The organism is Nocardioides sp. YR527 (assembly GCF_900101045.1).
GTDB lineage: Bacteria > Actinomycetota > Actinomycetes > Propionibacteriales > Nocardioidaceae > Nocardioides.
Window position 1 is genome coordinate 186,395 of sequence record NZ_FNFN01000001.1, and the last position, 22,761, is coordinate 209,155.

Annotated in this window: 23 protein-coding genes; 13 read left to right on the top strand and 10 right to left on the bottom strand. The window is 68.7% G+C overall.

Annotation, left to right across the window (positions count from 1 at the left end; translation table 11 throughout):
- Positions 1-77: 77 nt before the first annotated feature.
- Genes pgl through tkt form a run of 4 tightly spaced genes read right to left on the bottom strand, consistent with a single transcriptional unit; the run spans position 78 to position 5,715 of the window.
- Entirely contained in the window at positions 78-818 is a 741-nt protein-coding gene (pgl, locus tag BLT25_RS00860; protein ID WP_091041015.1) for a 6-phosphogluconolactonase, read from the bottom strand.
- Entirely contained in the window at positions 815-2,497 is a 1,683-nt protein-coding gene (gene pgi, locus BLT25_RS00865) for a glucose-6-phosphate isomerase (protein WP_091041017.1), read from the bottom strand. The genes pgl and pgi overlap by 4 nt, the downstream gene beginning before the upstream one ends.
- Positions 2,494-3,600, bottom strand: a complete 1,107-nt coding sequence (gene tal, locus BLT25_RS00870) for a transaldolase (protein WP_091041018.1) — start codon at positions 3,598-3,600, stop codon at positions 2,494-2,496. The genes pgi and tal overlap by 4 nt, the downstream gene beginning before the upstream one ends.
- Positions 3,601-3,603: 3 nt before the next feature.
- Positions 3,604-5,715 (bottom strand): transketolase, encoded by a 2,112-nt coding sequence (tkt, locus tag BLT25_RS00875; RefSeq protein ID WP_256328388.1) that lies wholly within the window; start codon positions 5,713-5,715, stop codon positions 3,604-3,606.
- Between the two features lie 172 nt (positions 5,716-5,887).
- Here tkt and BLT25_RS00880 point away from each other — a divergent pair, with 172 nt between their 5' ends.
- The gene (locus BLT25_RS00880; RefSeq protein WP_091041021.1) at positions 5,888-6,826 is read left to right on the top strand and encodes a heme o synthase; all 939 of its coding nucleotides are present in this window, start codon (positions 5,888-5,890) and stop codon (positions 6,824-6,826) included.
- A gap of 320 nt (positions 6,827-7,146) precedes the next feature.
- Here the strand turns inward: BLT25_RS00880 and BLT25_RS00885 are convergent, their stop codons facing one another.
- Genes BLT25_RS00885 through BLT25_RS00895 form a run of 3 tightly spaced genes read right to left on the bottom strand, consistent with a single transcriptional unit; the run spans position 7,147 to position 9,786 of the window.
- Positions 7,147-8,043, bottom strand: coding sequence for a COX15/CtaA family protein (locus BLT25_RS00885; RefSeq protein ID WP_256328389.1), 897 nt, complete (start codon positions 8,041-8,043; stop codon positions 7,147-7,149).
- Positions 8,040-8,831 (bottom strand): ABC transporter permease, encoded by a 792-nt coding sequence (locus BLT25_RS00890; RefSeq protein WP_091041024.1) that lies wholly within the window; start codon positions 8,829-8,831, stop codon positions 8,040-8,042. The genes BLT25_RS00885 and BLT25_RS00890 overlap by 4 nt, the downstream gene beginning before the upstream one ends.
- A complete protein-coding gene (locus tag BLT25_RS00895; RefSeq protein ID WP_256328390.1) occupies positions 8,824-9,786 on the bottom strand; it encodes an ABC transporter ATP-binding protein in 963 nt (320 codons plus the stop codon). The genes BLT25_RS00890 and BLT25_RS00895 overlap by 8 nt, the downstream gene beginning before the upstream one ends.
- 247 nt (positions 9,787-10,033) lie before the next feature.
- Here BLT25_RS00895 and BLT25_RS00900 point away from each other — a divergent pair, with 247 nt between their 5' ends.
- The 3 genes from BLT25_RS00900 to BLT25_RS00910 all read left to right on the top strand — a co-directional run bounded on the left by BLT25_RS00900 (position 10,034) and on the right by BLT25_RS00910 (position 12,593).
- On the top strand, positions 10,034-10,675 hold the full coding sequence (locus BLT25_RS00900) for a VOC family protein (RefSeq protein WP_091041027.1): 642 nt from the start codon (positions 10,034-10,036) through the stop codon (positions 10,673-10,675).
- Positions 10,641-11,111 carry a PPOX class F420-dependent oxidoreductase gene (locus BLT25_RS00905; protein ID WP_091041028.1) on the top strand — a complete coding sequence of 157 codons (471 nt, stop codon included), beginning with the start codon at positions 10,641-10,643 and terminating at the stop codon, positions 11,109-11,111. Before BLT25_RS00900 ends, BLT25_RS00905 begins: the two co-directional genes overlap by 35 nt.
- A gap of 282 nt (positions 11,112-11,393) precedes the next feature.
- Positions 11,394-12,593, top strand: a complete 1,200-nt coding sequence (locus tag BLT25_RS00910; protein ID WP_091041030.1) for an RtcB family protein — start codon at positions 11,394-11,396, stop codon at positions 12,591-12,593.
- 58 nt (positions 12,594-12,651) lie between these two features.
- Here the strand turns inward: BLT25_RS00910 and BLT25_RS00915 are convergent, their stop codons facing one another.
- A complete protein-coding gene (locus BLT25_RS00915) occupies positions 12,652-13,248 on the bottom strand; it encodes a methyltransferase domain-containing protein (protein ID WP_091041032.1) in 597 nt (198 codons plus the stop codon).
- A gap of 108 nt (positions 13,249-13,356) precedes the next feature.
- Here BLT25_RS00915 and BLT25_RS00920 point away from each other — a divergent pair, with 108 nt between their 5' ends.
- The 8 genes from BLT25_RS00920 (at position 13,357) to BLT25_RS00955 (ending at position 20,110) form a co-directional block, all read left to right on the top strand.
- On the top strand, positions 13,357-13,740 hold the full coding sequence (locus BLT25_RS00920; RefSeq protein WP_143033608.1) for a hypothetical protein: 384 nt from the start codon (positions 13,357-13,359) through the stop codon (positions 13,738-13,740).
- Between the two features lie 119 nt (positions 13,741-13,859).
- Positions 13,860-14,603, top strand: a complete 744-nt coding sequence (locus tag BLT25_RS00925; protein WP_091041035.1) for a helix-turn-helix transcriptional regulator — start codon at positions 13,860-13,862, stop codon at positions 14,601-14,603.
- A complete protein-coding gene (sufB, locus tag BLT25_RS00930) occupies positions 14,600-16,018 on the top strand; it encodes a Fe-S cluster assembly protein SufB (protein WP_091041037.1) in 1,419 nt (472 codons plus the stop codon). The genes BLT25_RS00925 and sufB overlap by 4 nt, the downstream gene beginning before the upstream one ends.
- Positions 16,018-17,202 (top strand): Fe-S cluster assembly protein SufD, encoded by a 1,185-nt coding sequence (gene sufD / locus BLT25_RS00935; protein ID WP_091041039.1) that lies wholly within the window; start codon positions 16,018-16,020, stop codon positions 17,200-17,202. The genes sufB and sufD overlap by 1 nt, the downstream gene beginning before the upstream one ends.
- Positions 17,199-17,957, top strand: a complete 759-nt coding sequence (sufC, locus tag BLT25_RS00940; RefSeq protein ID WP_091041040.1) for a Fe-S cluster assembly ATPase SufC — start codon at positions 17,199-17,201, stop codon at positions 17,955-17,957. The genes sufD and sufC overlap by 4 nt, the downstream gene beginning before the upstream one ends.
- Position 17,958: 1 nt before the next feature.
- Positions 17,959-19,212 carry a cysteine desulfurase gene (locus tag BLT25_RS00945; RefSeq protein ID WP_091041042.1) on the top strand — a complete coding sequence of 418 codons (1,254 nt, stop codon included), beginning with the start codon at positions 17,959-17,961 and terminating at the stop codon, positions 19,210-19,212.
- Positions 19,212-19,664 carry a Fe-S cluster assembly sulfur transfer protein SufU gene (gene sufU / locus BLT25_RS00950; RefSeq protein ID WP_091041044.1) on the top strand — a complete coding sequence of 151 codons (453 nt, stop codon included), beginning with the start codon at positions 19,212-19,214 and terminating at the stop codon, positions 19,662-19,664. Before BLT25_RS00945 ends, sufU begins: the two co-directional genes overlap by 1 nt.
- A 110-nt stretch (positions 19,665-19,774) precedes the next feature.
- Positions 19,775-20,110 (top strand): metal-sulfur cluster assembly factor, encoded by a 336-nt coding sequence (locus BLT25_RS00955; RefSeq protein ID WP_160028798.1) that lies wholly within the window; start codon positions 19,775-19,777, stop codon positions 20,108-20,110.
- Positions 20,111-20,250: 140 nt separating this feature from the next.
- Here the strand turns inward: BLT25_RS00955 and BLT25_RS00960 are convergent, their stop codons facing one another.
- Together BLT25_RS00960 and BLT25_RS00965 are read right to left on the bottom strand one after the other, a co-directional pair.
- On the bottom strand, positions 20,251-20,697 hold the full coding sequence (locus BLT25_RS00960; RefSeq protein WP_091041047.1) for a PPOX class F420-dependent oxidoreductase: 447 nt from the start codon (positions 20,695-20,697) through the stop codon (positions 20,251-20,253).
- A 144-nt stretch (positions 20,698-20,841) separates the two neighbouring features.
- Positions 20,842-21,183, bottom strand: coding sequence for a WhiB family transcriptional regulator (locus tag BLT25_RS00965; RefSeq protein ID WP_176883514.1), 342 nt, complete (start codon positions 21,181-21,183; stop codon positions 20,842-20,844).
- Between the two features lie 310 nt (positions 21,184-21,493).
- On the opposite strand from BLT25_RS00965, the gene BLT25_RS00970 reads away from it, so the two are divergent.
- On the top strand, positions 21,494-22,759 hold the full coding sequence (locus BLT25_RS00970) for a dicarboxylate/amino acid:cation symporter (protein WP_091041050.1): 1,266 nt from the start codon (positions 21,494-21,496) through the stop codon (positions 22,757-22,759).
- Positions 22,760-22,761 lie beyond the last annotated feature (2 nt).

Sequence of the window (22,761 nt, forward strand, 5' to 3'; positions counted from 1 at the left end):
CATGCGGGAAAGATTTACCCAGCGTTAGCAAGCTGGGTAACCGAGTTCCCGAGACATTCGCGCCGATCCGGCGCCGGTCAGAGCTTCGAGGCAGCCGCTCGGTCCAGGAACCAGGTCGTCTCCGTGGTGCCGGTGACGCCGGCGGCGGGGATCTCGGTGATCGGAGCGCCTGCGTGGGCCTTAGCCACCGCTTCGGCCTTGCCCTCGCCGCTGACCAGGAACCAGACGGTCGTGGAGCGGCGCAGCGCCTCGAAGGTGAAGGTGATGCGCTCGGGCGGGGGCTTGGGGGAGCCGGTGACGCCGACCGCGATCGCGTCCTTCGCCTCCAGCTGCGGGAAGCCGGGGAAGAGGGAGGCGATGTGGCCGTCGGGGCCGACGCCGAGCATCAGGATGTCGAAGCCGCCGGAGCCGTGGCTGCGTACGTCCTCGGAGAACCGTGCCGCGGCCTCGTCGACGCTCAGACCGGAGTCGGTGGCGGGCATCTCGTGGATGCGGTGGTCCGGGACGCCAACCTCGTTCAGGAAGGCGGCGCGGGCCTGGCCGGCGTTGCGGTCGGGGGAGTCGGCGGCGACGTAGCGCTCGTCGCCGAAGAAGAACTCCACCGCGCCCCAGTCCACACCCGACTCGGGGGCCAGGCGGGCGATCTCGCGATGGATCGCCTCGGCGATCGTGCCGCCGGTGAGACCGATGGTGGGTACGTCGCCGGCCGCCTGAAGGTCGGCGAGGCGGCTGAGGAACTCCCCGGCCACAGCGGAGGCCAGAGCCTCGGCGGTGTCGTGGACCTCGATGAGTGACTCGGGATGACCGTCGCTGGTCACGTGCGCTTCTCTCTGTAGTAGGCGATGAGGGATTGGGTGGAGGAGTCCTGCTGTTCGGCGACCTCCGTGTCGCCGGAGACGGCCGGGCTGACCTGCAGGGCGAGCTGCTTGCCGAGCTCGACGCCCCACTGGTCGAAGGAGTCGATGCCCCACACCACACCCTGGGTGAAGGTGATGTGCTCGTAGAGGGCGATCAGCTGGCCCAGGACCGCGGGGGTCAGTGACGGCGCCATGATCGAGGTGGTCGGCCGGTTGCCGGAGAAGACCCGCGCGTTGACGATGTTCTCCGAGGTGCCCTCGGCGCGCACCTGCTCGGCCGTCTTGCCGAAGGCGAGCGCCTGGGTCTGGGCGAAGAAGTTGGCCAGGAACAGCTCGTGCACGTCCGTGTCGCCGTCCGCGAGCGGATAGGCCGGGTTGGCGAACGCGATGAAGTCTGCCGGGATGACCCGGGTGCCCTGGTGGATCAGCTGGTAGAACGCGTGCTGTCCGTTGGTGCCCGGCTCGCCCCAGAACACCTCTCCGGTGTCGGTCGTCACCGCGGTGCCGTCCCAGCGCACCGACTTGCCGTTGGACTCCATGGTCAGCTGCTGAAGGTACGCCGGGAACCGGTGCAGCAGCTGGGAGTAGGGCAGCACGGCGTGGGTCTGGGCGTCGAGGAAGTTGACGTACCAGACGTTCAGGAGGCCCATCAGCGCCGGCACGTTCTGCTCGAGCGGGGTGGTGCGGAAGTGCTCGTCGATCGCGTGGAAGCCGCCGAGGAACTCGGCGAAGCCCTCCGGCCCGACGGCGATCGCCAGGGTGGTGCCGATCGCGGAGTCGACCGAGTAGCGGCCGCCGACCCAGTCCCAGAAGCCGAACGCGTTCTGCGGGTCGATCCCGAACGCCTCGACCTTGTCCAGCGCCGTGGAGACGGCCACGAAGTGCTTCGCGACGGCCTCGGCGGAGTCCACGCCGTCGCCGAGCGCCTCGAGCAGCCAGGAACGCGCCAGCCGGGCGTTGGTCAGCGTCTCCAGGGTGGAGAAGGTCTTCGACGAGACCACGAACAGGGTCGTGGCCGGGTCGAGCCCCTTGAGCTTCTGGCCGGCGTCGGTGGGATCGATGTTGGAGATGAACCGACACTCGATCTCGGGGTGACGGAACGGCTCGAGCGCCTCGTAGGCCATCACCGGCCCTAGATCGGAGCCACCGATGCCGATGTTGACGACCGTGTGGATCCGCTCGCCGGTGACGCCCTTCCACTCACCCGAGCGGACCCGGTCGGCGAAGGCGTACATCTTCGCCAGGGTTTCGTGGACGGCGGGCACGACGTCGGTGCCGTCGACCTCGAGGGAGGCCTCGGCGGGGAGACGCAGGGCGGTGTGAAGCACCGCGCGGTCCTCGGTGACGTTGATGTGCTCGCCGGCGAGCATCGCGTCCCGCCGTGCCTCCAGACCGACCTGCTCGGCGAGAGCGAGCAGGGTGGCCAGGAGGTCGTCGGTGATGAGGTCCTTGGAGAGGTCGACGTGGAGGTCGGCCGCCTCGAAGGTGAGGCGTGAGGCCCGGCCGGGATCATCGGCGAACCACGAGCGCAGGTCGGGCTCGAAGCCGGCCCGCAGCTCGGTGAGTGCCTTCCAAGCGTCCGTCGTGCTCGCGTCGACCGGGCCGGTCGAAGCGGAGCCCGAGACGGACGGTTGAGTCACTGCTTGACCGCCTCGATCTGGGCGACGACGGTGTCGACGAGCTCGGTCCAGGAGACCTTGAACTTGTCGACGCCCTCGGTCTCCAGCACCTCGAAGACGTCCTCGAGGTCGACGCCGACAGATCGGAGCGACTCGAAGGTGGTCGCCGCCTCGGCGCCCTTGCCGGTCACCACGTCCCCACGCACCTCGCCGTGGTCGGCGAAGGCCTCCATCGTCTTCTCCGGCATGGTGTTGACCGTGTCGGCGACGACCAGGTCGGTGACGTAGAGGGTGTCGGGGTAGGCCGGGTTCTTGACCCCGGTCGAGGCCCACAGCGGCCGCTGGGCGTTGGCGCCCGCACCGGCCAGCGCGGTCCAGCGCTCGCTGGAGTGGACCTCTTCGAAGGCGGCGTAGGCGGCGATCGCGTTGGCCACCGCGGCCTTGCCGAGCAGCGCGCTCGCCTCGGGCGTGCCGATCGCCTCGAGCCGCTTGTCGATCTCGGTGTCGACGCGGGAGACGAAGAAGGAGGCCACCGAGCGGATCGTGGAGAGATCGATCCCGGCCGCCTTGGCCTGCTCCAGGCCGGTCAGGTAGGCGTCCATCACGGCCTGGTAGCGCTCGACCGAGAAGATCAGGGTCACGTTGACCGAAATGCCCTCGGCGATCGCGGCGGTGATCGCGGGGAGTCCCTCGAGGGTCGCCGGGATCTTGATCAGCACGTTGGGGCGGTCGACCGCGGCCCACAGCGCCTTCGCGGAGGCGATGGTCGCGTCGGTGTCGTTGGCCAGGGTCGGCTCGACCTCGATCGAGACCCGGCCGTCGTCCTTGGTGGACTCCGCGACCGGCGCGAGGATGTCGCAGGCGTTGCGTACGTCCTGGGTGGTGAGGCCGAAGATGACCTCGTCGACGTTCTTGCCCTCGGCCACCAGCGAGCGCAGCTGCTCGTCGTAGCGCTCGCCCTTGGAGATCGCGGCGGCGAAGATGGTCGGGTTGGTGGTCACCCCGACGACGGACTTCTCCTTGACGAGCTCGGCCAGGTTGCCGGTCTCGATGCGCTCGCGGGAGAGGTCGTCGAGCCAGATGGATACGCCGGCCTCGGCCAGCGCCTTGAGTCGGTCAGACATATTTCATGCTCCCTTGTTGATGGCGGCGAGGCTCTCCTTGGCGGCCGTGACGACCGCCTCGGGGGTGAAGCCGTACTCCTTGAACAGCAGCGCTCCGGACGCCGAGGCGCCGAAGTGCTCGAGCGAGACGATCCGGCCGGCGTCGCCGACGTACTCGCGCCAGCCCTGCTTCACGCCGGCCTCGACGCTGACTCGCGCCTTGACGCTGGGCGGGATCACCGAGTCCCGGTAGTCCTGCTCCTGGGCCTCGAACCACTCCAGGCACGGCAGCGAGACGACGCGGGCGCCGATGCCCTCCTTCGCCAGCTCCTCGCGGGCGGCGACGGCGTACTGCACCTCGGAGCCGGTGCCGAGCAGCACGACGTCGACGGTCCCGGTGGGGGAGTCGAGGAGCACGTAGCCACCCTTGGCGACACCCTCCGTGGTCGCGTAGCCGTCGACCCCGCGCGGGAACGTAGGCAGCGCCTGACGGGTGAGGATGAGTGCCGAGGGGCGGTCGTGGTGCTTGAGCACCTCGAGCCACGCGGCGGCGGTCTCGTTGGCGTCGGCGGGGCGGACCACGTCGAGGCCCGGGATGGCCCGGACCGCGGCGAGGTGCTCGACCGGCTGGTGGGTCGGGCCGTCCTCGCCCAGGCCGACGGAGTCGTGGGTCCAGACGTGGATCACCGGCAGCTTGGACAGTGCCCCGACGCGTACGGCGCCGCGCATGTAGTCGGAGAACTGGAAGAACGTGCCGCCGAACGCCTTGGTCGGCGAGTGGGCCACGATGCCGTTGAGGATCGCGCCCATGGCGTGCTCGCGGATGCCGAAGTGGAGGACGCGGCCCGCGTAGGGGTCGCCCTTCCACTCGTGGGTGGAGCGGTCCTCGGGGATGAACGAGGGGGCACCGGCGATGGTGGTGTTGTTGGAGCCCGCGAGGTCGGCCGAACCGCCCCACAGCTCGGGCAGCACCGGCGCCAGCGCGTTGATCACCTTGCCGGAGGCGGCACGCGTGGCGATGCCCTTGGCGTCGGCCTCGAAGACCGGCAGCGCGTCGGCGATGTCGGCGGGGAGATCCCCGGCCTGAAGCCGCTCGAGCAGCTTGGCGCCCTCCGGGTTGGCTTCGGCCCAGGCGGCCTCCTCGGCGCGCCAGGCCTCCTCGGCCTTCTCGCCGCGCTCGATGAGCTGGCGGGTGTGGGCGAGCACCTCGGGGTCGACGTCGAAGGACTTGGCCGGGTCGAAGCCCAGGATCTCCTTGGTCGCGGCGACCTCCTCGGCGCCGAGCGCCGAACCGTGGGCGGCCTCGGTGTTCTGCGCGTTGGGGGCGGGCCAGGCGATGATCGTGCGCAGCACGATCAGCGACGGCTGGTCGCTGACCTCGCCGGCGGCGTTGATCGCGTCGAACAGCGCCGGGACGTCCTCGGTGTAGCCGGTGCCGTCGTGGGTCCAGTCGACCTCCTGGACGTGCCAGCCGTAGGCCCGGTAGCGAGCGGCGACGTCCTCGGTGAAGGCGACGTTGGTGTCGCCCTCGATCGAGATCCGGTTGGCGTCGTAGATCATCGTGAGGTTGCCGAGCTTCTGGGTGCCGGCGATCGAGCTCGCCTCACCGCTGACGCCCTCCTGCAGGTCGCCGTCGCCGGCCAGCACGTACGTCTTGTGGTCGAACGGGCTCGGCTGGTCGACCGGCGTGTCCGGGTCGAGCAGGCCGCGCAGCCGGCGCTGGGCCATCGCGATGCCGACGGCGTTGGCGACACCCTGGCCGAGCGGGCCGGTGGTCACCTCCACGCCGCGGGTGTGGCCGCGCTCGGGGTGGCCCGGGGTCAGCGAGCCCCAGGTGCGCAGGGCCTCCAGGTCGCCGAGCTCGAGACCGAAGCCGCCGAGGTAGAGCTGGATGTAGAGGGTGACGCTCGAGTGGCCGACGGAGAGCACGAACCGGTCGCGACCGAGCCAGTCGGTGTCGGCGGGGTTGTGCTTCATCACCTTCTGGAAGAGCAGGTACGCCGCCGGGGCCAGACTCATCGCGGTGCCAGGGTGGCCGTTGCCGACCTTCTGCACGGAGTCCATGGCGAGTACGCGGACGGTGTCCACGGCCTTGCTGTCCAGATCGGTCCACTCGAGTACAGGTTTGGTGCTCACGAGGTGCCTTTTCAAAGTCGTCGACTCCACATTGGGAGAGTTCTTGGGCTGGCCGTGGGGGCTGCCGAATCCGAGCCTACTCACGCCCCGGGTTAGACTGCGAGCCGCATGCTGTGAACTGCTTGTATGTGCCGCATGTGACGCCTCAACCCGAACGAGAAGGATCTTCTCAGTGACGCACGTCGAACAGCCGGTCCCCGACCTCGACCAGCGTAGCGACCGCGCGTCAATGCGCGATGTCATCTCGGCGTACGTCTCCTTGACGAAGCCCCGCGTGATCGAGCTGCTGCTACTGACGACCGTTCCGGTGATGTTCTTCGCCGCCCAGGGTGTCCCGGGCGTCGGGCTGGTCGCGGCCACCGTCGTCGGCGGGATCTTCTCGGCCGGTTCGGCCTCGGTCTTCAACTGCGTCTACGACCGCGACATCGACGAGCAGATGAGGCGTACGCGGCGCCGGGCCCTGCCGCGGCACGTGGTCACCCCGCGCGCGGCGCTGATCTTCGGGTCCGTCCTGGCCGTGCTGTCGGTGCTGGTGCTCGGGTTCTTCGTGAACTGGCTCTCCGCCGGCCTCTCGCTGGCCGCCAACGCCTTCTACGTCTTCGTCTACACCATGCTGCTCAAGCGGCGCACCACGCAGAACATCGTCTGGGGCGGCATCGCGGGCTGCTTCCCGACCCTGATCGGCTGGACCGCGGTCACCAACCAGGTTTCCTGGGAGCCGCTGATCCTGTTCATGGTCGTCTTCTTCTGGACCCCGCCGCACACCTGGGCCCTGGCGCTGCGCTACCGCGAGGACTACGCGCAGGTCGACGTGCCGATGCTGCCGGTGGTCCGTTCCGCGCGCCACGTCGGCGGCCAGATCGTGGCGTACTCCTGGATCATGGTCGCCACCTCGCTGCTGCTGTGGCCCGTCGCCTCCACCGGCTGGCTCTACCCGGTCGCCGCCATCGCTCTTGGCGCCGTCTTCCTCGTCCAGGCACACCAGCTGCACGCGCGCACCAAGGGCACCGAGGACCTCACCAAGATCCGCCCCATGCAGCTCTTCCACTCGAGCAACCTCTACCTGAGCCTGCTCTTCGTCGCCCTCGCGGTCGACCCGCTGATCCGCTGACCCCTCCCGCCGAGGCGTCGCCCGCGTCGGCCGAGAGGTCACTCCGGTCGGCCGAGAGGTCACTCCGGTCGGCCGAGGCGTCATTCCCGCGGGTCGAGTGGGCAGCACGCTGCCCACTCGACCGACGTGCGTGACGCTTCGGTCGACGTGCGTGACGCTTCGGTCGACGTGCGTGACGCTTCGGTCGACGTGCGTGACGCTTCGGTCGACGTGCGTGACGCTTCGGTCGACGTGCGTGACGCTTCGGTCGACGTGCGTGACGCTTCGGTCGACGTGCGTGACGCTTCGGTCGACGTGCGTGACGTCTCGGCTAGGGCTGGTCAGGCGGCGTGGGCGCGGGTGGAGACCAGGACGCGGGCGAGGCCGGCGGAGATGAGGGCGGCGCCGAGCATGTGGAAGCCGACGAGGAGGACGGGGAGGTCGGTGAGGTACTGGACCCAGCCGATCAGGCCCTGAGCCAGCTCGATGACCAGCAGGACGATCGTGACCCGGCGGACGTACGCGTTCTTCCGGCCCAGCCACAGGGTGACCAGCGTCGCGGCGATGAGTGCGTAGACGGCGTAGGCATGGATGTGGGACATCAGGGCCGGGTCCAGGCCGGTGCGGCGCGAGTCGAGGTCACCGGAGTGGGGGCCGGAGCCGGTCACGACGGTGCCGAGCCAGAGCGAGAGCCAGCCGACGACGAAGGTGACCACGGCGGCGACGCGTACGTTGCGCGGCGCGGCTTCACGCTCCGGCGAGCGGATCTTGTCGAGCAGCCACACGCACAGACCGACCATCGCCATCGAGGCGAGCAGGTGGAGCGCGACGACGTAGGGGTTGAGCTCGGTGAGGACGGTGATGCCGCCGATGACACCCTGCAGCGGGACACCGAGGGCGATGACGATCGCCAGGGTGCGGATGGTGCCGCGGCGGTTCCAGACGGCGATGACGACGGTGATGGCGATCGCGGCCAGGACGTAGGTCAGCAGCCGGTTGCCGAACTCGATGACGCCGTTGATCCCGAGCGCCTCGTGAGCCACGTAGGACTCCTCGGTGCACTTGGGCCAGGTGGGGCAGCCGAGGCCGGAGCCGGTCAGCCGGACCACTGCGCCGGTCACCACGATCCCGATGTTGGCGACCAGGTTGGCGATCGCCAGCTCGAACGCGTGCGCTCTGAGCCAGCCGAGGACCTTGGCCGAGGGACCCGGGTCGGTGGAGGGTTCGGTGGTGGTCATTCCCACTTGAAGGTCCTAGCGGTGAGGGTCGAGCCGAGGACGGCCCAGATCAGGAGCACGCCGAGGTCTCGCCAGGCGGGGACGCCGTCGAGGAAGGCGGTGCGTACCGCCTCTCCGAGCGCCCCCGAGGGGAGCCAGCGGGCGACGTCGCCGTAGGCGCCGTAGGCGGTCAGCGGAAGCACCACGGCACCGCCGGCCAGGAGAAGCAGGTAGATGAGGTTGGCCGCGGCCAGGGTCGCCTCGGCGCGCAGCACGCCGGCGACGAAGAGCCCGAGCGAGGCGAAGGCCAGCGTGCCCATCGCGATGGCGAGGAAGAAGGCGAGGACGGTGCCGAACCCCGCGGCGGGGGTCCAGCCGAGGATCTGGCCGACGGCGCCGATGACGAAGAGCTGCACGAGCTGTACGCAGCCGAGCGCGAGCACCTTGCCGGCGAGCAGCCCGATCCGGGGGAGCGGAGAGGCGCCGAGGCGCTTGATCACGCCGTAGCGCCGCTCGAACCCGGTCGCGATCGCGAGGCTGGTGAAGCTCGTCGACATGATGGCCAGGGCGAGGACACCGGGGGTGAGGATGTCGACCAGCGGCCGGTCGGTGCCGAGGTCGAGGTCGATCGCGTTGCCGGCGGTGACGCCGCCGATCAGCACCATCACCGGGATCACGACGGCCAGCAGGAGCTGCTCGCCGTTGCGAAGCATCAGCTTCGCCTCCATCAGCGCCTGGGCGACCACCTGTTGGGTGATCGGGGCGCCACCGGGCTTCGGGGTGAAGGTCCCCGTGGCCACCTCAGACATGCTCGATCCCCTCGCTGAGTTGGAGCCCTCCGGTGAGATCGAGGAAGACGTCCTCGAGGCTCCTGCGGCCCAGGGTCAGCGACTCCGGGAGGACGTCGTTCTCCTCGCACCAACGGCTCACCTTGGCGAGGGTGGTCGGGTCGGCCTTGCCGGTGACCCGGATCGAGCGCTCGTCGAGCAGCGTGACCTCGGTGTCCTCGCCGAGCGCCTTGCGCAGCGACTCGCGGGCACCGGGCGGGAACGGCTTGGTCACCACCAGTCGCACGGTGGCGGTCGCGCCGCCACGGGTGAGCTCCAGCGGCGTGCCGGAGGCGATCATCCGGCCGCGGTCGATGATGTGCACCTGGTCGGCCAGCTCCTCGGCCTCCTCCAGGTAGTGGGTGGTCAGCACGACGGTCACGCCGTCGGCGCGGAGCTCGCGCAGCAGCTCCCAGGTCGTACGCCGCCCCTGCGGGTCCATCCCCGCCGTCGGCTCGTCCACGAAGACCAGCTCCGGGCGGCCGACCAGCGCCATCGCGAGCCCGAGCCGCTGCTGCTGCCCGCCGGAAAGGCGTCGGTAGGGGGTGCGACCGCACTCGCCCAGCCCCAGTCGCTCGGCCAGCTGGTCGACGTCGAGCGGATGCGCGTGCAGCCTGGCGATGTGCTTGAGCATCTCCATGGCGCGTACGCCGCTCCAGGCGCCCTGGCCCTGCAGCATCACCCCGATCCGGGGGAGCAGCTGCTTGCGGTCGGCGATCGGGTCGAGCCCGAGCACACGCACCGTGCCCTGCTGGGGCTTGCGATAGCCCTCGCACGTCTCCAGGGTGGTCGTCTTCCCGGCGCCGTTCGGCCCGAGCACGGCCGTGATCGAGCCCTCGGCGACGCTCAGCGTGAGGCCGTCGACGGCCGTCTTGTCGCCGTAGGCCATGCGCAGGTCGCGTACCTCGACAGCGGGCGAGGCAACGGAAGAATCCACGGCGGCAGTCTAAGAAGGCGTACGCCACCAGCCCAATCGCGTAGGTGCGATCCTGTGGATTCTTAGCTGTCTATAAGGACGTTGGCCGCCCAACTCCCACCGAAGGACGGCCAACGCGGGGATGAGACGTGATGCCCCCAGGGCCATGACGCGGTGTCTCAGACACAATTTCTGCTCAGGAGATCAACAGACAAGGCGGTCAGGAATCGAGAAGCCCCAGCGGCCCCGCAATTCCTAAGGTCGAGACATGTTCACACTTCAGACCATCACCCTCGACGCAACCGACATCACGGACGCCCGCGCGTTCTACGAGAAGGCCTTCGGGCTCACCGACCAGATCTCCGTACGCCAGGGCCCGGGCACCGGCACCGGCCGGCCGTTCACGATCTCGCTGGTCGTGAGCCAGCCCTCCACGGTCGACAGCCTCGTCGACTCGGCCCTCGCTGCCGGCGCCACCTCGCTCAAGCCGGTCGAGAAGTCTTTCTGGGGCTACGGCGGCATCGTCCAGGCACCCGACGGCTCGATCTGGAAGCTCGCGACCTCCGCCAAGAAGGACCGTGGCCCCGCCACCCGGGAGATCGACGACATCGTCCTGCTCCTCGGCGTCGCCGACGTCAAGGCGAGCAAGCGGTTCTACGCCGACCGCGGGCTCGGGGTGAAGCGGAGCTTCGGCGGCAAGTACGCCGAGTTCGAGGCCGCGCCCGGCGCCGTTCAGCTCGCGATCTACCCCCGGCACGCCCTGGAGAAGGAGACCGGCGTCGCGATCGACCCGTCCGCGGCGTATGGGATCGTCCTCGGTGGCGCCGGCGAGGCCTTCACCGACCCGGACGGGTTCACCTGGCAGGCTGGGGACCATGGCACGCACGATCGCGACGAACACGACCGTTGATCTCGAGGGGCTCCTGGAGTTCGTACGCCCCCGGCACCAGATGATCCTGGTGACCGGCCGAGCCGACGGGTCCCCACAGCTCTCGCCGGTCACCGGCGGCGTCGACGACGACGGCCGGATCGTGATCGCGACCTACCCCGAGCGGGCCAAGACCCGCAACGCCCGCAGTCGTCCGCAGGTCAGCGTCATGGTGCTCTCCGAGGAGTGGAACGGCGCCTGGGTCCAGGTCGACGGCGATGCCGAGGTCCTCGACGCTTCCGCCGGTGACCCGGCGCTGGACGCCTTCGTCACCTACTTCCGCAACATCTCCGGCGAGCACTCCGACTGGGACGAGTACCGCCAGGCCATGGTCGACCAGGGCAAGTCCCTCCTCCGGATCACCCCGAAGCGCTGGGGCCCGGTCGCCACCGGCGGCTTCCCCGCCCGCCTGGCGTAAACCAGTGGCACCAGACGTACGCCGCTGACTACCGTTTCCGACACACAGGCACACCACGAGGAGATGAGCATGCGCAGGTCGGTCGAGATCCGCTCCGCCGCCGGGAACCCCGGTCTGGCGAGCGAAGCCTGCCTGCGCTCCGACCTCCGCTCGGACCGCATCGGCCAGGAGCCGCCGACGCGCTGAGCCACAGCGCCGTCCTGAAAGGGCCGCTCCCGCCGCACGAACCCCGGCCGGAGCGGCCCTTTCGCATGCCCCGGCCCTGTCGAAGGAGAGAAAGAGATGACGAACGAGTTCCCGATCGCCCTGGCCGGCGCCAAGGCCGAGACCCTGATGTGGGCCCGCCCGCACGAGATCGAGCACGCTGCCCAGGACCAGCTGCGCAACATCTCCAAGCTGCCGTGGGTGCACGGCGTACGTGTCATGCCCGACGTCCACCTCGGCAAGGGCGCCACGGTCGGCTCCGTCGTTGCCATGAAGGACGCAGTCTCGCCGAGCGCGGTCGGTGTCGACATCGGCTGCGGGATGATGGCGGTCAAGACCTCCGTCACGACCAGCGACCTGCCCGACGACCTCGGCGCGCTGCGGTCGGCGATCGAGGAGGCGGTCCCGGTCGGCTTCCAGGCCAACGACGGTCAGGCCGGTGTCGTCCGCAAGGACCTGCGGCTCAAGGTCGCCTTCGACAAGCTCTTCGGCGGCTTCGAGGACCTGCGAGCCCCGAAGCTGGACGACCGGCACAAGCGGGCGGTCGCGCAGTGCGGATCGCTCGGCGGCGGAAATCACTTCATCGAGGTGACGTCTGATGACGACGGTGTCGTGTGGCTGATGCTGCACAGCGGGTCCCGCAACATCGGCAAGGAGATCGCCGAGCGGCACATCTACGCGGCCAAGGGGCTCGAGCACAACCTCGGCCTGCCAGACCGTGACCTGGCGGTCTTCCTGGCCGGGACCACGGAGATGGACGCCTACCTGCACGACCTCTACTGGGCCCAGGACTACGCCAAGCTCAACCGGCGGATCATGATGGCCACGGTCAAGGCGGTGTTCGCCGGGTTCTTCCCGGCAGTCGTGTGGGGCCAGGAGGTCAACGCCCACCACAACTACGTCGCCCGGGAGACCTATGACGGCGTCGACCTGGTGGTCACCCGCAAGGGCGCGATCTCGGCCAAGTCCGACGAGTTCGGGCTGATCCCGGGGTCGATGGGCACCGGCTCGTACGTCGTACGCGGCCTCGGCAACGAGACCTCCTACTGCTCCGCCTCCCACGGCGCGGGCCGGCGGATGTCGCGCACGAAGGCGAAGAAGACCTTCACCGTCGCCGACCTCGCCGTGCAGACCGAGGGTGTCGAGTGCCGCAAGGACGCCGGTGTCGTCGACGAGATCCCGGGAGCGTACAAGTCGCTGGAGAGCGTCATCGAGGCGCAGACCGACCTGGTCTCGGTGGAGGCCCGGCTGCGCACGCTGCTGTGCGTGAAGGGCTGAGGTTGTGAAGCCGAGAGTGGTCCATAGGTCACTCTCGGCTTCACAACCCTCGGGCGGGTCAGCGGCGCTGCCAGATCCCGAGGCGGTGGCTCCACGGCATCCGTGGGTTCAGTCGGCGCGGCTCGGAGAGGTGGACGAGGTCGAAGTCCGAGCCGAGGGCGCGGGTCATGTCCTCGGGGACGTACGTCCATGGCGGGCCCGCTTCATCGCTCGGCCGGTCGACCGGGAAGACCCCTGACGCGACCCGCCCGCCCGGGCGTACGACCGCGCGGGCCAGGTCGCCGACGCGGCCTCGCCAGGCGGGCGGCAGCGCGCAGAAGAAGGTGTGGTCCCACATCAGGTCGACCGGCCCGCCGGTCGCGTCCAGGACGGTGTCGACGTCGAGTGCGTCGCCGACCACGTAGGTGAGTTCCGGGTAGTGCTCTGCTGCGTGGGCGGCCGCCGTCGGCGAGATGTCGACAACCGTCGTACGCCATCCGGCAGCCGCCAACCCCGCCGCATCGTGTCCCCGGCCGGCGCCGGGTGCGAAGGCGCTGCCGGGCTCGCCTAACAGTGCCGGGTCCTCCTGGATGTAGATCAGGGGAGTGCCGAGGTCCCAGCCGGTCGTGCCGCGGACGTAGGCGGTCTCCCAGTCCGTGGGGTCGTTGACGGTCATGGGTCACAGTCTTCCGGACCGGAGTGACAGGTGGCGAGCAGGAGGCCCGGGCGAGTCCGCGGTCCCAGGCGGTTCCGTGTGCCGTCGCCGACCGGTACGCTTTCGAACATGAGATCGACTGGGGGTGTGTCCAGGAGCGACGTACCGCTGCCGTTCGATATCGCTCTCGATGCGGTGCCCGTGCCCGCCAGACGATCGCCCGCGCCTGTGCCGGAGGACGGGAAGCAGGTCCACCGTCTCGTCGGCGCGCACCTCACCTCCCGCGGCCTGCCGCCCGGCTCCGACCTGGTGATCAACCCGCGCCGACCCAGGCGCGGTGAGGTGGCGGTCGTGCGCTCCGGCGGCCGCACCCGGGTCGGCATCTTCGACCTCGAACGCGGTCGCGCGGTCCTCCGCTCCGACCGCGGCACCCGTTGGCTGCCGCCCGACACCGTCTTCGTCGGCGTTGCCGCTCTCGCCTCCCCGACCCTCGACGGGATGCCGACGGGCTGATCGGTGACTCGCCGCTGAGCGGGGTGCGGGGGTGACGTACAACACGTCGTCGCCGCCCTGCAGGCTAGTAAGGGTTGCCTTCGTTGAATCCCTCGGGGGAATAACGTCACAATGGTGTTGTGAAATTCGACGAGAGCACTCTGCCCAAGAATGGGCACAGCGCAGAGACCAGCGAGGAGAGCACCCGCCAGCGGGTCGCTCGGTCGCTGCTCGTCGACGGTCCGCAGACCGCTGCGACGCTGGCCAAGCGGCTCGATCTCACCCCGGCCGCAGTCCGGCGCCACCTGGACGCCCTGGCCGAGGAGGAGGCGGTGGAGCAGCGTGAGCCGCGCACCGCGTCTACGCGTGGGCGGGGCCGTCCGGCCAAGCTCTTCGCGCTCACCGACCAGGGTCGGGACGGCTTCGAGAAGAAGTACGACGACCTGGCGGTCGAGGCGCTGCGGTTCCTCTCCGAGGTGGCCGGCGAGGAGGCCGTGCGGGAATTCGCGGAGCGCCGCGCGGCGTTCATCAAGCAGGGACTGGACCGGATCGCCGCCAGCGAGACCGACCTCAGTCCCGCGCAGGTGCTCGCGAACGTGTTCACGGCCAACGGCTATGCGGCCTCCGTCAGGGAGCTGCCGCTGATCAACGGTCATGACGCAGGTGAGCAGCTGTGCCAGCAGCACTGCCCGGTCGCCCACGTCGCCCAGGAGTTCCCCGAGCTCTGCGAGGCGGAGACAGAGGCGATCGCGAAGCTGCTCGGCACCCACGTACAACGCTTGGCCACCATCGCCCACGGCGACGGGGTCTGCACGACGCACATCCCTCCTGGATCCTCCGGTCCCGGCGAAGTTTCGAAGAAGAAGGAGCAGGTCACGACATGACCTCCATCGAGGAGCTCAACCCCGAGCTGAAGGGCATCGGCAAGTACGAGTTCGGCTGGTCCGACTCGGACGTCGCCGGTGCCGCGGCACAGCGCGGTCTCAACGACGCCATCGTCCGCGACATCTCCGGCAAGAAGTCCGAGCCGCAGTGGATGCTCGACCTGCGCCTGAAGGGCCTCAAGCTCTTCGGCCGCAAGCCGATGCCCACCTGGGGCTCCGACCTCTCGGACATCGACTTCGACAACATCAAGTACTTCGTGCGCTCGTCGGAGAAGCAGGCCACCTCGTGGGAGGACCTGCCCGAGGACATCAAGAACACCTACGACCGGCTCGGCATCCCGGAGGCGGAGAAGCAGCGCCTGGTCGCCGGTGTCGCCGCGCAGTACGAGTCGGAGGTCGTCTACCACTCGATCCGCGAGGACCTCGAGGCGCAGGGCGTGCTCTTCCTCGACACCGACACCGCGCTCAAGGAGCACCCGGAGATCTTCCAGGAGTACTTCGGCACGGTGATCCCGGTCGGCGACAACAAGTTCGCCGCGCTGAACACCGCGGTGTGGTCGGGTGGCTCCTTCATCTACGTCCCCAAGGGCGTCCACGTCGACATCCCGCTGCAGGCCTACTTCCGGATCAACACCGAGAACATGGGCCAGTTCGAGCGCACCCTGATCATCGCCGACGAGGGCTCCTACGTTCACTACGTCGAGGGCTGCACCGCGCCGATCTACCAGTCCGACTCGCTGCACTCCGCGGTCGTCGAGATCATCGTGAAGAAGAACGCCCGGGTTCGCTACACGACCATCCAGAACTGGTCGAACAACGTCTACAACCTGGTCACCAAGCGCGCCGTCTGCGAAGAGGGCGCGACCATGGAGTGGGTCGACGGCAACATCGGCTCCAAGGTGACCATGAAGTACCCGGCCGTCTACCTGATGGGTGAGCACGCCAAGGGCGAGACGCTCTCCATCGCCTTCGCCGGCGAGGGTCAGCACCAGGACGCGGGCGCCAAGATGGTGCACGCCGCCCCGAACACCTCCTCCTCCATCCTCTCCAAGAGCGTTGCGCGTGGCGGTGGCCGGACGTCCTACCGCGGCCTGATCCAGATCAACGAGGGCGCCCACGGCTCGAAGTCCAACGTGCTCTGCGACGCGCTCCTGGTCGACCAGATCTCCCGCTCGGACACCTACCCCTACGTCGACATCCGCGAGGACGACGTCTCCATGGGTCACGAGGCCTCGGTCTCGAAGGTCTCCGACGACCAGCTGTTCTACCTGATGTCCCGCGGCATGGCCGAGGACGAGGCGATGGCGATGATCGTGCGCGGCTTCGTCGAGCCGATCGCCAAGGAGCTCCCGATGGAGTACGCCCTCGAGCTCAACCGCCTGATCGAACTGCAGATGGAAGGAGCGGTCGGCTGATGACCGCAGCTGTGCAGGAGGCCCTGGAGCTCGACAAGGTCGAGTCCCACCTCCACCCCGAAGGCTCTTTCGACGTCGAGGCCCACGAGGTGCCGAAGGGTCGCGAGGAGGTCTGGCGGTTCACCCCGCTCAAGCGCCTCAAGGGCATCCACGACGACGCCCCGTTCGCCGACGGTGCGACCAAGGTGGAGGTCGAGGCGGCCGCGGGTGTGACCGTCGAGACCGTGGCGGCCGACGATGACGTACGCGGCCTGTCCGGGCTCGTGCCGACCGACCGCGTCTCCGCGCGGGCCTGGGCGGCCAGCACCGGCGCGACCCTCGTGCGGATCCCGACCGACACCGTGATCGAGGGCGCGACCGTGATCCGCCACCACGGCACCGGCTCGGAGACCGCCGGCGCCGGTCACGCCGTGATCGTGGCGGAGAAGTTCGCCAAGGCGACCGTCGTGCTGGTCTTCGAGGGCTCCGCCGTCGTGGCCGACAACATCGAGATCGTCGTCGAGGACGGCGCCGACCTCACCGTCGTCTCCGTCCAGGACTGGGCCGACGACGCCGTCCACCTCTCCACCCAGCATGCCAAGGTCGGCCGCGACGCCAACCTCAAGCACGTCTCGGTGAGCTTCGGCGGCGACGTGGTGCGCCACGACTTCTCGGCGGAGTACTCCGGTCCCGGCGGCTCCGTGGAGTCGCTCGGCCTCTACTTCGCCGATGCCGGTCAGCACATCGAGCACCGCCTCTTCGTCGACCACACCGCCCCGAAGACCAAGTCCCACGTTGTCTACAAGGGCGCGCTGCAGGGCGAGAAGGCCCACGCGGTCTGGATCGGCAACGTGCTGATCCGCAAGGAGGCCGAGGGCATCGAGACGTATGAGGAGAACCGCAACCTCATCCTCACCGACGGTGCCTGGGCCGACTCCGTGCCCAACCTGGAGATCGAGACCGGCGAGATCGAGGGCGCGGGTCACGCGTCGGCGATCGGCCGCTTCGACGACGAGCAGCTCTTCTACCTGCGCAGCCGCGGCATCTCCGAGACCGAGGCCAAGCGCCTGGTCGTGCACGGCTTCTTCAACGACCTGATCCGTCAGATCGGTGTCCCCGAGCTCGAGGAGAAGCTGACCAGCACGGTCGAGGCCGAGCTCGCCAAGAACATCAACACCCTTATCGAGAAGGACGCAACCGCATGAGCACGCTTGAGATCAAGGACCTCACGGTCTCGGTCGACACCGAGGACGGTGCCAAGGAGATCCTCAAGGGCGTGACCCTGACGATCAACTCCGGCGAGACCCACGCGATCATGGGCCCCAACGGCTCGGGCAAGTCGACCCTTGCCTACTCGATCGCCGGCCACCCGAAGTACACCATCACCGGCGGCACCGTCACCCTCGACGGTGAGGACGTCCTGGAGATGTCGGTCGACGAGCGCGCCAAGGCCGGTCTGTTCCTGGCGATGCAGTACCCCGTCGAGGTCCCCGGCGTGAGCGTGGCCAACTTCCTGCGCACCGCGAAGACGGCGCTGGACGGCGAGGCCCCCAAGCTGCGTACGTGGGTCAAGGACGTCAACGGTGCGATGAACAAGATGCACCTGGACCCGACCTTCTCGCAGCGCTCGGTCAACGAGGGCTTCTCCGGTGGCGAGAAGAAGCGCCACGAGATCGCCCAGCTCGACATCCTCGACCCGGCCTTCGCGCTGCTCGACGAGATCGACTCCGGCCTCGACATCGACGCGCTCAAGGTCGTCTCCGAGGGGATCAACGACTTCCGCGCCCGCGACGGCAAGTCGGTCCTGCTGATCACCCACTACACCCGCATCCTGCGCTACATCAAGCCCGACCACGTGCACGTCTTCGTGGCCGGCCGGATCGCGGAGTCGGGTGGCCCGGACCTGGCCGAGGAGCTGGAGGCCAACGGCTACGAGAAGTACGTAGCGGCAGGGGTCTGACATGAAGGGTCTGCTGCCCGACCTGGATCTGGTCCGCAAGGACTTCCCGATCCTGGAGCGCACCTTCGACGGCGGCGAGACCCCGCTGGTCTACCTCGACAGCGCCAACACCTCGCAGAAGCCGCAGATCGTGATCGACACCATGGTCGACCACCTGGAGCGGCACAACGCCAACATCGCCCGGGCGATGCACCACCTGGGTGCTGAGGCCACCGAGGCGTTCGAGGGGGCGCGCGACACCGTCGCGCGCTTCCTCGGCGCGCCCGAGCGCGACGAGGTGATCTTCACCAAGAACGCCTCCGAGGGGCTCAACCTGGTCGCCAACACCGTGCCGCTGGCCGAGGGCGACGTGGTCGTGACCACCGAGATGGAGCACCACTCCAACATCGTTCCGTGGCAGCTCGCCACGCAGCGTGCCGGTGCGACGTTGAAGTGGTTCGGGCTCACCGACTCCGGTGACCTCGACCTGTCGAACATCGACGAGCTGATCACGCCGGCGACCAAGATCGTCGCGCTGACCTGGGTCTCCAACATGCTCGGCACGATCAACCCGATCGCCGAGATCGCCCGCAAGGCCCACGAGGTCGGTGCCCTGGTCGTCGTCGACGCCGCGCAGGCCGCCCCGGTGCTGCCGATCGACCTGGCCTCGATGGCCGAGGAGGAGCGTCCCGACTTCCTCGTCTTCACCGGCCACAAGGTCGTCGGCCCGACCGGCATCGGCGTCCTGTGGGGCCGGCGTGCCGCGCTCGAGGCGCTGCCGCCGTTCCTCGGTGGCGGCGAGATGATCGCGACGGTGACGATGGAGAAGTCGACCTACGCGCCGATCCCGCACAAGTTCGAGGCCGGCACGCCGCCGATCGCCGAGGCCGTGGGCCTCGGGGCAGCGCTGGAATACCTGATGCACGTCGGCATGGAGAACGTCCACGCCCACGAGCAGGCGATCACCGCCTACGCGCTGGAGCGCCTCGCGACCGTGCCGGGTGTGACCGTGCTCGGCCCGGCCGACGCGGCCAAGCGTGGGGGAGCGATCTCCTTCGAGCTCGACGGTGTGCACCCGCACGACGTGGCCCAGGTCCTCGACTCCAAGGGCGTCGCCATCCGCGCGGGGCACCACTGCGCCAAGCCGGCCCACCAGCGGTTCGGCGTGCAGGCCTCCAACCGGATGTCGTCCTACCTCTACACCACGCCCGCCGAGATCGACGCGCTGGTCGAGGGGTTGGAATACGTACGCACGTTCTTCAAGTTGGACAAGTGATGACTGCCGCGAACCTCGAGAGCATGTACCAGGAGATCATCCTGGACCACTACAAGAACCCGCACGGGAAGGGTCTTCGCGACCCGTTCGAGGCGGAGGTTCACCACGTCAACCCGACCTGCGGTGACGAGATCACCCTGCGGCTCCACGTCACCGGCGGCAAGATCGAGGACATCTCCTACGATGCCCTCGGCTGCTCCATCTCGCAGGCTTCGGCCTCCGTGCTCAACGACCTGGTCGTGGGCAAGACGGTCGACGAGGCGATGGTCATCCACGAGGAGTTCCTGCGGCTGATGCAGGGCAAGGGCCAGGTGGAGCCCGACGAGGACATTCTGGAGGACGGCATCGCCTTCGCCGGCGTCGCCAAGTTCCCCGCCCGGATCAAGTGCGCGCTGCTGTCGTGGATGGCGTGGAAAGACGCCGCCGCGAAGACTGTCGCCGAGGAGAACTGATGACTGAGACCGACCACAGCACACACGACCACGCCGGTCACGACCATTCCGGTCACGACCACTCGGGCCACGGCCACGGGCACGGTCACGAGGCCCCGGAGTGGCAGGGGATGCGTACGTCCACGGTCGAGGGCGCGAGCCTGAAGATCGAGGACGTCGAGGAGGCGATGAAGGACGTCGTCGACCCCGAGCTCGGCATCAACGTCGTCGACCTGGGCCTGATCTACGGCCTGCACATCGAGGACCACTCCAACGTGGTCATCGACATGACGCTGACCTCGGCGGCCTGCCCGCTGACCGACGTCATCCAGGACCAGACCTCGCAGGCTTTGGAGGGCATGGTCAACGACGTGCACATCAACTGGGTCTGGATGCCCCCGTGGGGCCCGGACAAGATCACCCCCGACGGCCGCGAGATGCTGCGCGCGCTCGGGTTCAACGTCTGAGAGTGTCGTCGGTTTTCTCGGGCTGCGGAGCGCCGCGCTCAGCATCACCGACGTCCTCGCCGATCGCGGCCTGGGCAAGAGATCTGAGGTGAGGGCGGTGCTCATGCGGTCTCAGAACGCTGGACCGGCGGCAACCGCGATCAGTCGGTAGGAACGTCGCGGGCGCTGTAGCCCTGCAAGTGCTCGAGACGGGGCGTCCCGGCGGTACCGAACTCCTCGATGTTCCAGGTGATGATCCGGCGAGGGTGCAGCTGGAAGGTCTCGGGGCTGAACCCCGGGATCAGTGGGGGATCGGTGGTCACGATCAGGGCCCGACCCCGGATCTCGATGCCTCGTCCGGTCTGGCCGATGGGGTTGGGGGTCGCCGACTGGTCATCGACGACGAGCGAGACTCTGGGGTCTGCCTTGATGTTGCGGAACTTCTGGCTCTTCGAGAGCTCAGGTCCACCCATCACGACGAATCTGCCATCAGGGTGCAGCCAGAAGGCCACGGGGTGGGCCTGTGGGGCGCCGTTGGGGCCGATCGTGGCCAGACGCCCGAGCGGGTGGGCTGTCAGGTACTCGAACTCGGCGTGGGTGAAGGTCATGGATTCAACCTAGGAGCTGAAGTCGGGTTGAGATCAAGGATGCTGAACGCGCGTCCGGACCGCCGTGCTCGAGGCTGACCTCGGTGCGATCCCGAACATGGGAGTCCTCAGGTCACCCAGTGACCTCGGGACTCCCACGTCATTTCAGGCAACTCTCCGTGCTCTTGCGATCGCTTCCTGGCTGCGCTTGTAGGGCTTGCGTCCGGGGGTTCTGGGAGTGTCCCGAGGCTTGCCGCTCTCCAGCAGCACACCGCCCCAGACTCCCCACTCCCGCCGGGCGGTCCCGAGCTCGAGGCAGACCTGTCGCATCGGGCAGTCGGCGCAGACCTCCTGCGCTTCGGCGAGCTGGGTGAGGTCCTCGGGATGAAAGAGCTCCGGATCCTCGCCCACGCAGGCCCACTCGTCGGTCCGCGGAGTCGGGTGCTTCAGCGTCAGCTCATAGGTCTTGGAGCTGAATCCTTCTCCGACAAGTGTGATGATCTCCATCTCGTTCACCTCCTGGTGATGCTGCTGGACATGAGAAAGGGCCGCTTCCGATTCGATCGGAGCGGCCCTGGTGGGTGCGGTTGAGCACCTACGTCGGTTGCGGCTCCGAGCGCGCAAACTCCACGTCCTGGACCGGTCGGCCCAGGTGGTTGCAGATGGTCGTCTCGCGCATGACATGCATGGTATTCACCCTGCCCCGGCCGGGACCACTGGTTTGTCGGGGAAACGTGCCGGTGACGACGACTTAACCGGCGGCGTACGCGGCGTCGTTAGCGTCCGGGGCCACCGTCCCCGACGCTTAGGAGACCCGATGAAGGTCTTGAAGTCCCCAGCCGTCCTGATCCTCGCCGGTGCCGTCGCCGGCATCGTCTTCGGCCTGGTGGTGGGGGAGTGGGCGGCGAACCTCAAGTTCGTCGGTGACATCTTCATTCGGCTGATCCAGATGTCGATCGTCCCGCTGGTCGCCTCGTCGGTGATCGTCGCGACGGGCGCGATGACCGGGGCGGGCGCCGGCAGGCTGGCCGGTGCGACCTTCGGCTGGATGCTGGCGTTCGCGGTGGTCGCCGCCTTCGTCGGTTGGGGGCTGGCGGAGCTGATCCAGCCGGGCTCGGGGATGCGCTACGACGGCGAGCTCGACCCGACCCTGACCGACTCGGCCGCGGCGACCGCGGTCGGCTGGCAGCAGACGGTGACCGGCTTCGTCTCCACCAACGTGGTCGAGGCGATGGCGACCGGCGCGATGGTGCCGATCATCGTCTTCTCCCTGATCTTCGGTCTCGCCCTCAACCGCTACACCGCGATGAACGGCCCGACGGTCGTGCTCCCCTTCTTCGAGCAGGTCCAGGCGATCGTCCTGCTGATGATCAGGTACGTCATGTTCCTGGCGCCCATCGGCGTCTTCTGCCTCCTCGCCGACCTCGCCGGCCGGGTCGGCTTCGCGGTGGTCACCACCGCGCTCGCCTATCTGGGCGCGACCCTGGCGGGCGTGGTGATCATCTTCGCCCTCTACGTCGTCGTGGTCGTCGCAGTCACCCGGCTCAACCCGCTGCGCCTGCCCGCGAAGCTCGCCGAGCAGACCGTCGTGGCGATCACCACGACCTCGTCGGCCGTCACCTTCCCGACGGTGCTGAAGAACGCGGTCGAGAAGTTCGGGATCTCGAAGCGGGTCGCGGACTTCACGCTCTGCCTGGGGATGACGATGGGCTCGTGCGGTGCGGTGCTCAACTACACGATCGTCGTGCTCTTCCTCGCCCAGGCCTCCGGCGTCTCGCTCTCCCCGGGCGACATCGCGCTCGGGATGGCGCTCGCGGTGCTGCTCAACATCGGCACGATCACGGTGCCCGGCGGGTTCCCGGTCGTCGCCATCTTCCTGGCCACGTCCCTGGACCTGCCCATCGAGGCCGCCGGGCTGCTCATCGCCGTGGACTGGTTCACTGGCATCCTGCGAACCTTCCTCAACGTGAACGGAGACACCATGGTCGCGCTGCTGGTCGCGCACGGCGTGGATGAGATCGACCGGGACGTGTACGCGGGGACGAAGCCCGTGGTGGAGGCCGCCGCGGAGGCCGCGGCCTGACA

Bases quoted from the DNA above. Each gene is read 5' to 3' on its own strand.
- BLT25_RS00910 (WP_091041030.1), top strand. From the start codon at position 11,394: ATGACGAACGAGTTCCCGATCGCCCTGGCCGGCGCCAAGGCCGAGACC.
- BLT25_RS00965 (WP_176883514.1), bottom strand. From the start codon at position 21,183: ATGGAGATCATCACACTTGTCGGAGAAGGATTCAGCTCCAAGACCTAT.
- BLT25_RS00905 (WP_091041028.1), top strand. From the start codon at position 10,641: ATGGCACGCACGATCGCGACGAACACGACCGTTGATCTCGAGGGGCTC.
- sufB (WP_091041037.1), top strand. From the start codon at position 14,600: ATGACCTCCATCGAGGAGCTCAACCCCGAGCTGAAGGGCATCGGCAAG.
- tal (WP_091041018.1), bottom strand. From the start codon at position 3,600: ATGTCTGACCGACTCAAGGCGCTGGCCGAGGCCGGCGTATCCATCTGG.
- BLT25_RS00920 (WP_143033608.1), top strand. From the start codon at position 13,357: ATGAGATCGACTGGGGGTGTGTCCAGGAGCGACGTACCGCTGCCGTTC.
- BLT25_RS00890 (WP_091041024.1), bottom strand. From the start codon at position 8,831: ATGTCTGAGGTGGCCACGGGGACCTTCACCCCGAAGCCCGGTGGCGCC.
- BLT25_RS00900 (WP_091041027.1), top strand. From the start codon at position 10,034: ATGTTCACACTTCAGACCATCACCCTCGACGCAACCGACATCACGGAC.
- BLT25_RS00885 (WP_256328389.1), bottom strand. From the start codon at position 8,043: ATGACCACCACCGAACCCTCCACCGACCCGGGTCCCTCGGCCAAGGTC.
- BLT25_RS00970 (WP_091041050.1), top strand. From the start codon at position 21,494: ATGAAGGTCTTGAAGTCCCCAGCCGTCCTGATCCTCGCCGGTGCCGTC.
- BLT25_RS00945 (WP_091041042.1), top strand. From the start codon at position 17,959: ATGAAGGGTCTGCTGCCCGACCTGGATCTGGTCCGCAAGGACTTCCCG.
- sufC (WP_091041040.1), top strand. From the start codon at position 17,199: ATGAGCACGCTTGAGATCAAGGACCTCACGGTCTCGGTCGACACCGAG.
- sufU (WP_091041044.1), top strand. From the start codon at position 19,212: ATGACTGCCGCGAACCTCGAGAGCATGTACCAGGAGATCATCCTGGAC.
- BLT25_RS00960 (WP_091041047.1), bottom strand. From the start codon at position 20,697: ATGACCTTCACCCACGCCGAGTTCGAGTACCTGACAGCCCACCCGCTC.
- sufD (WP_091041039.1), top strand. From the start codon at position 16,018: ATGACCGCAGCTGTGCAGGAGGCCCTGGAGCTCGACAAGGTCGAGTCC.
- BLT25_RS00915 (WP_091041032.1), bottom strand. From the start codon at position 13,248: ATGACCGTCAACGACCCCACGGACTGGGAGACCGCCTACGTCCGCGGC.
- BLT25_RS00955 (WP_160028798.1), top strand. From the start codon at position 19,775: ATGCGTACGTCCACGGTCGAGGGCGCGAGCCTGAAGATCGAGGACGTC.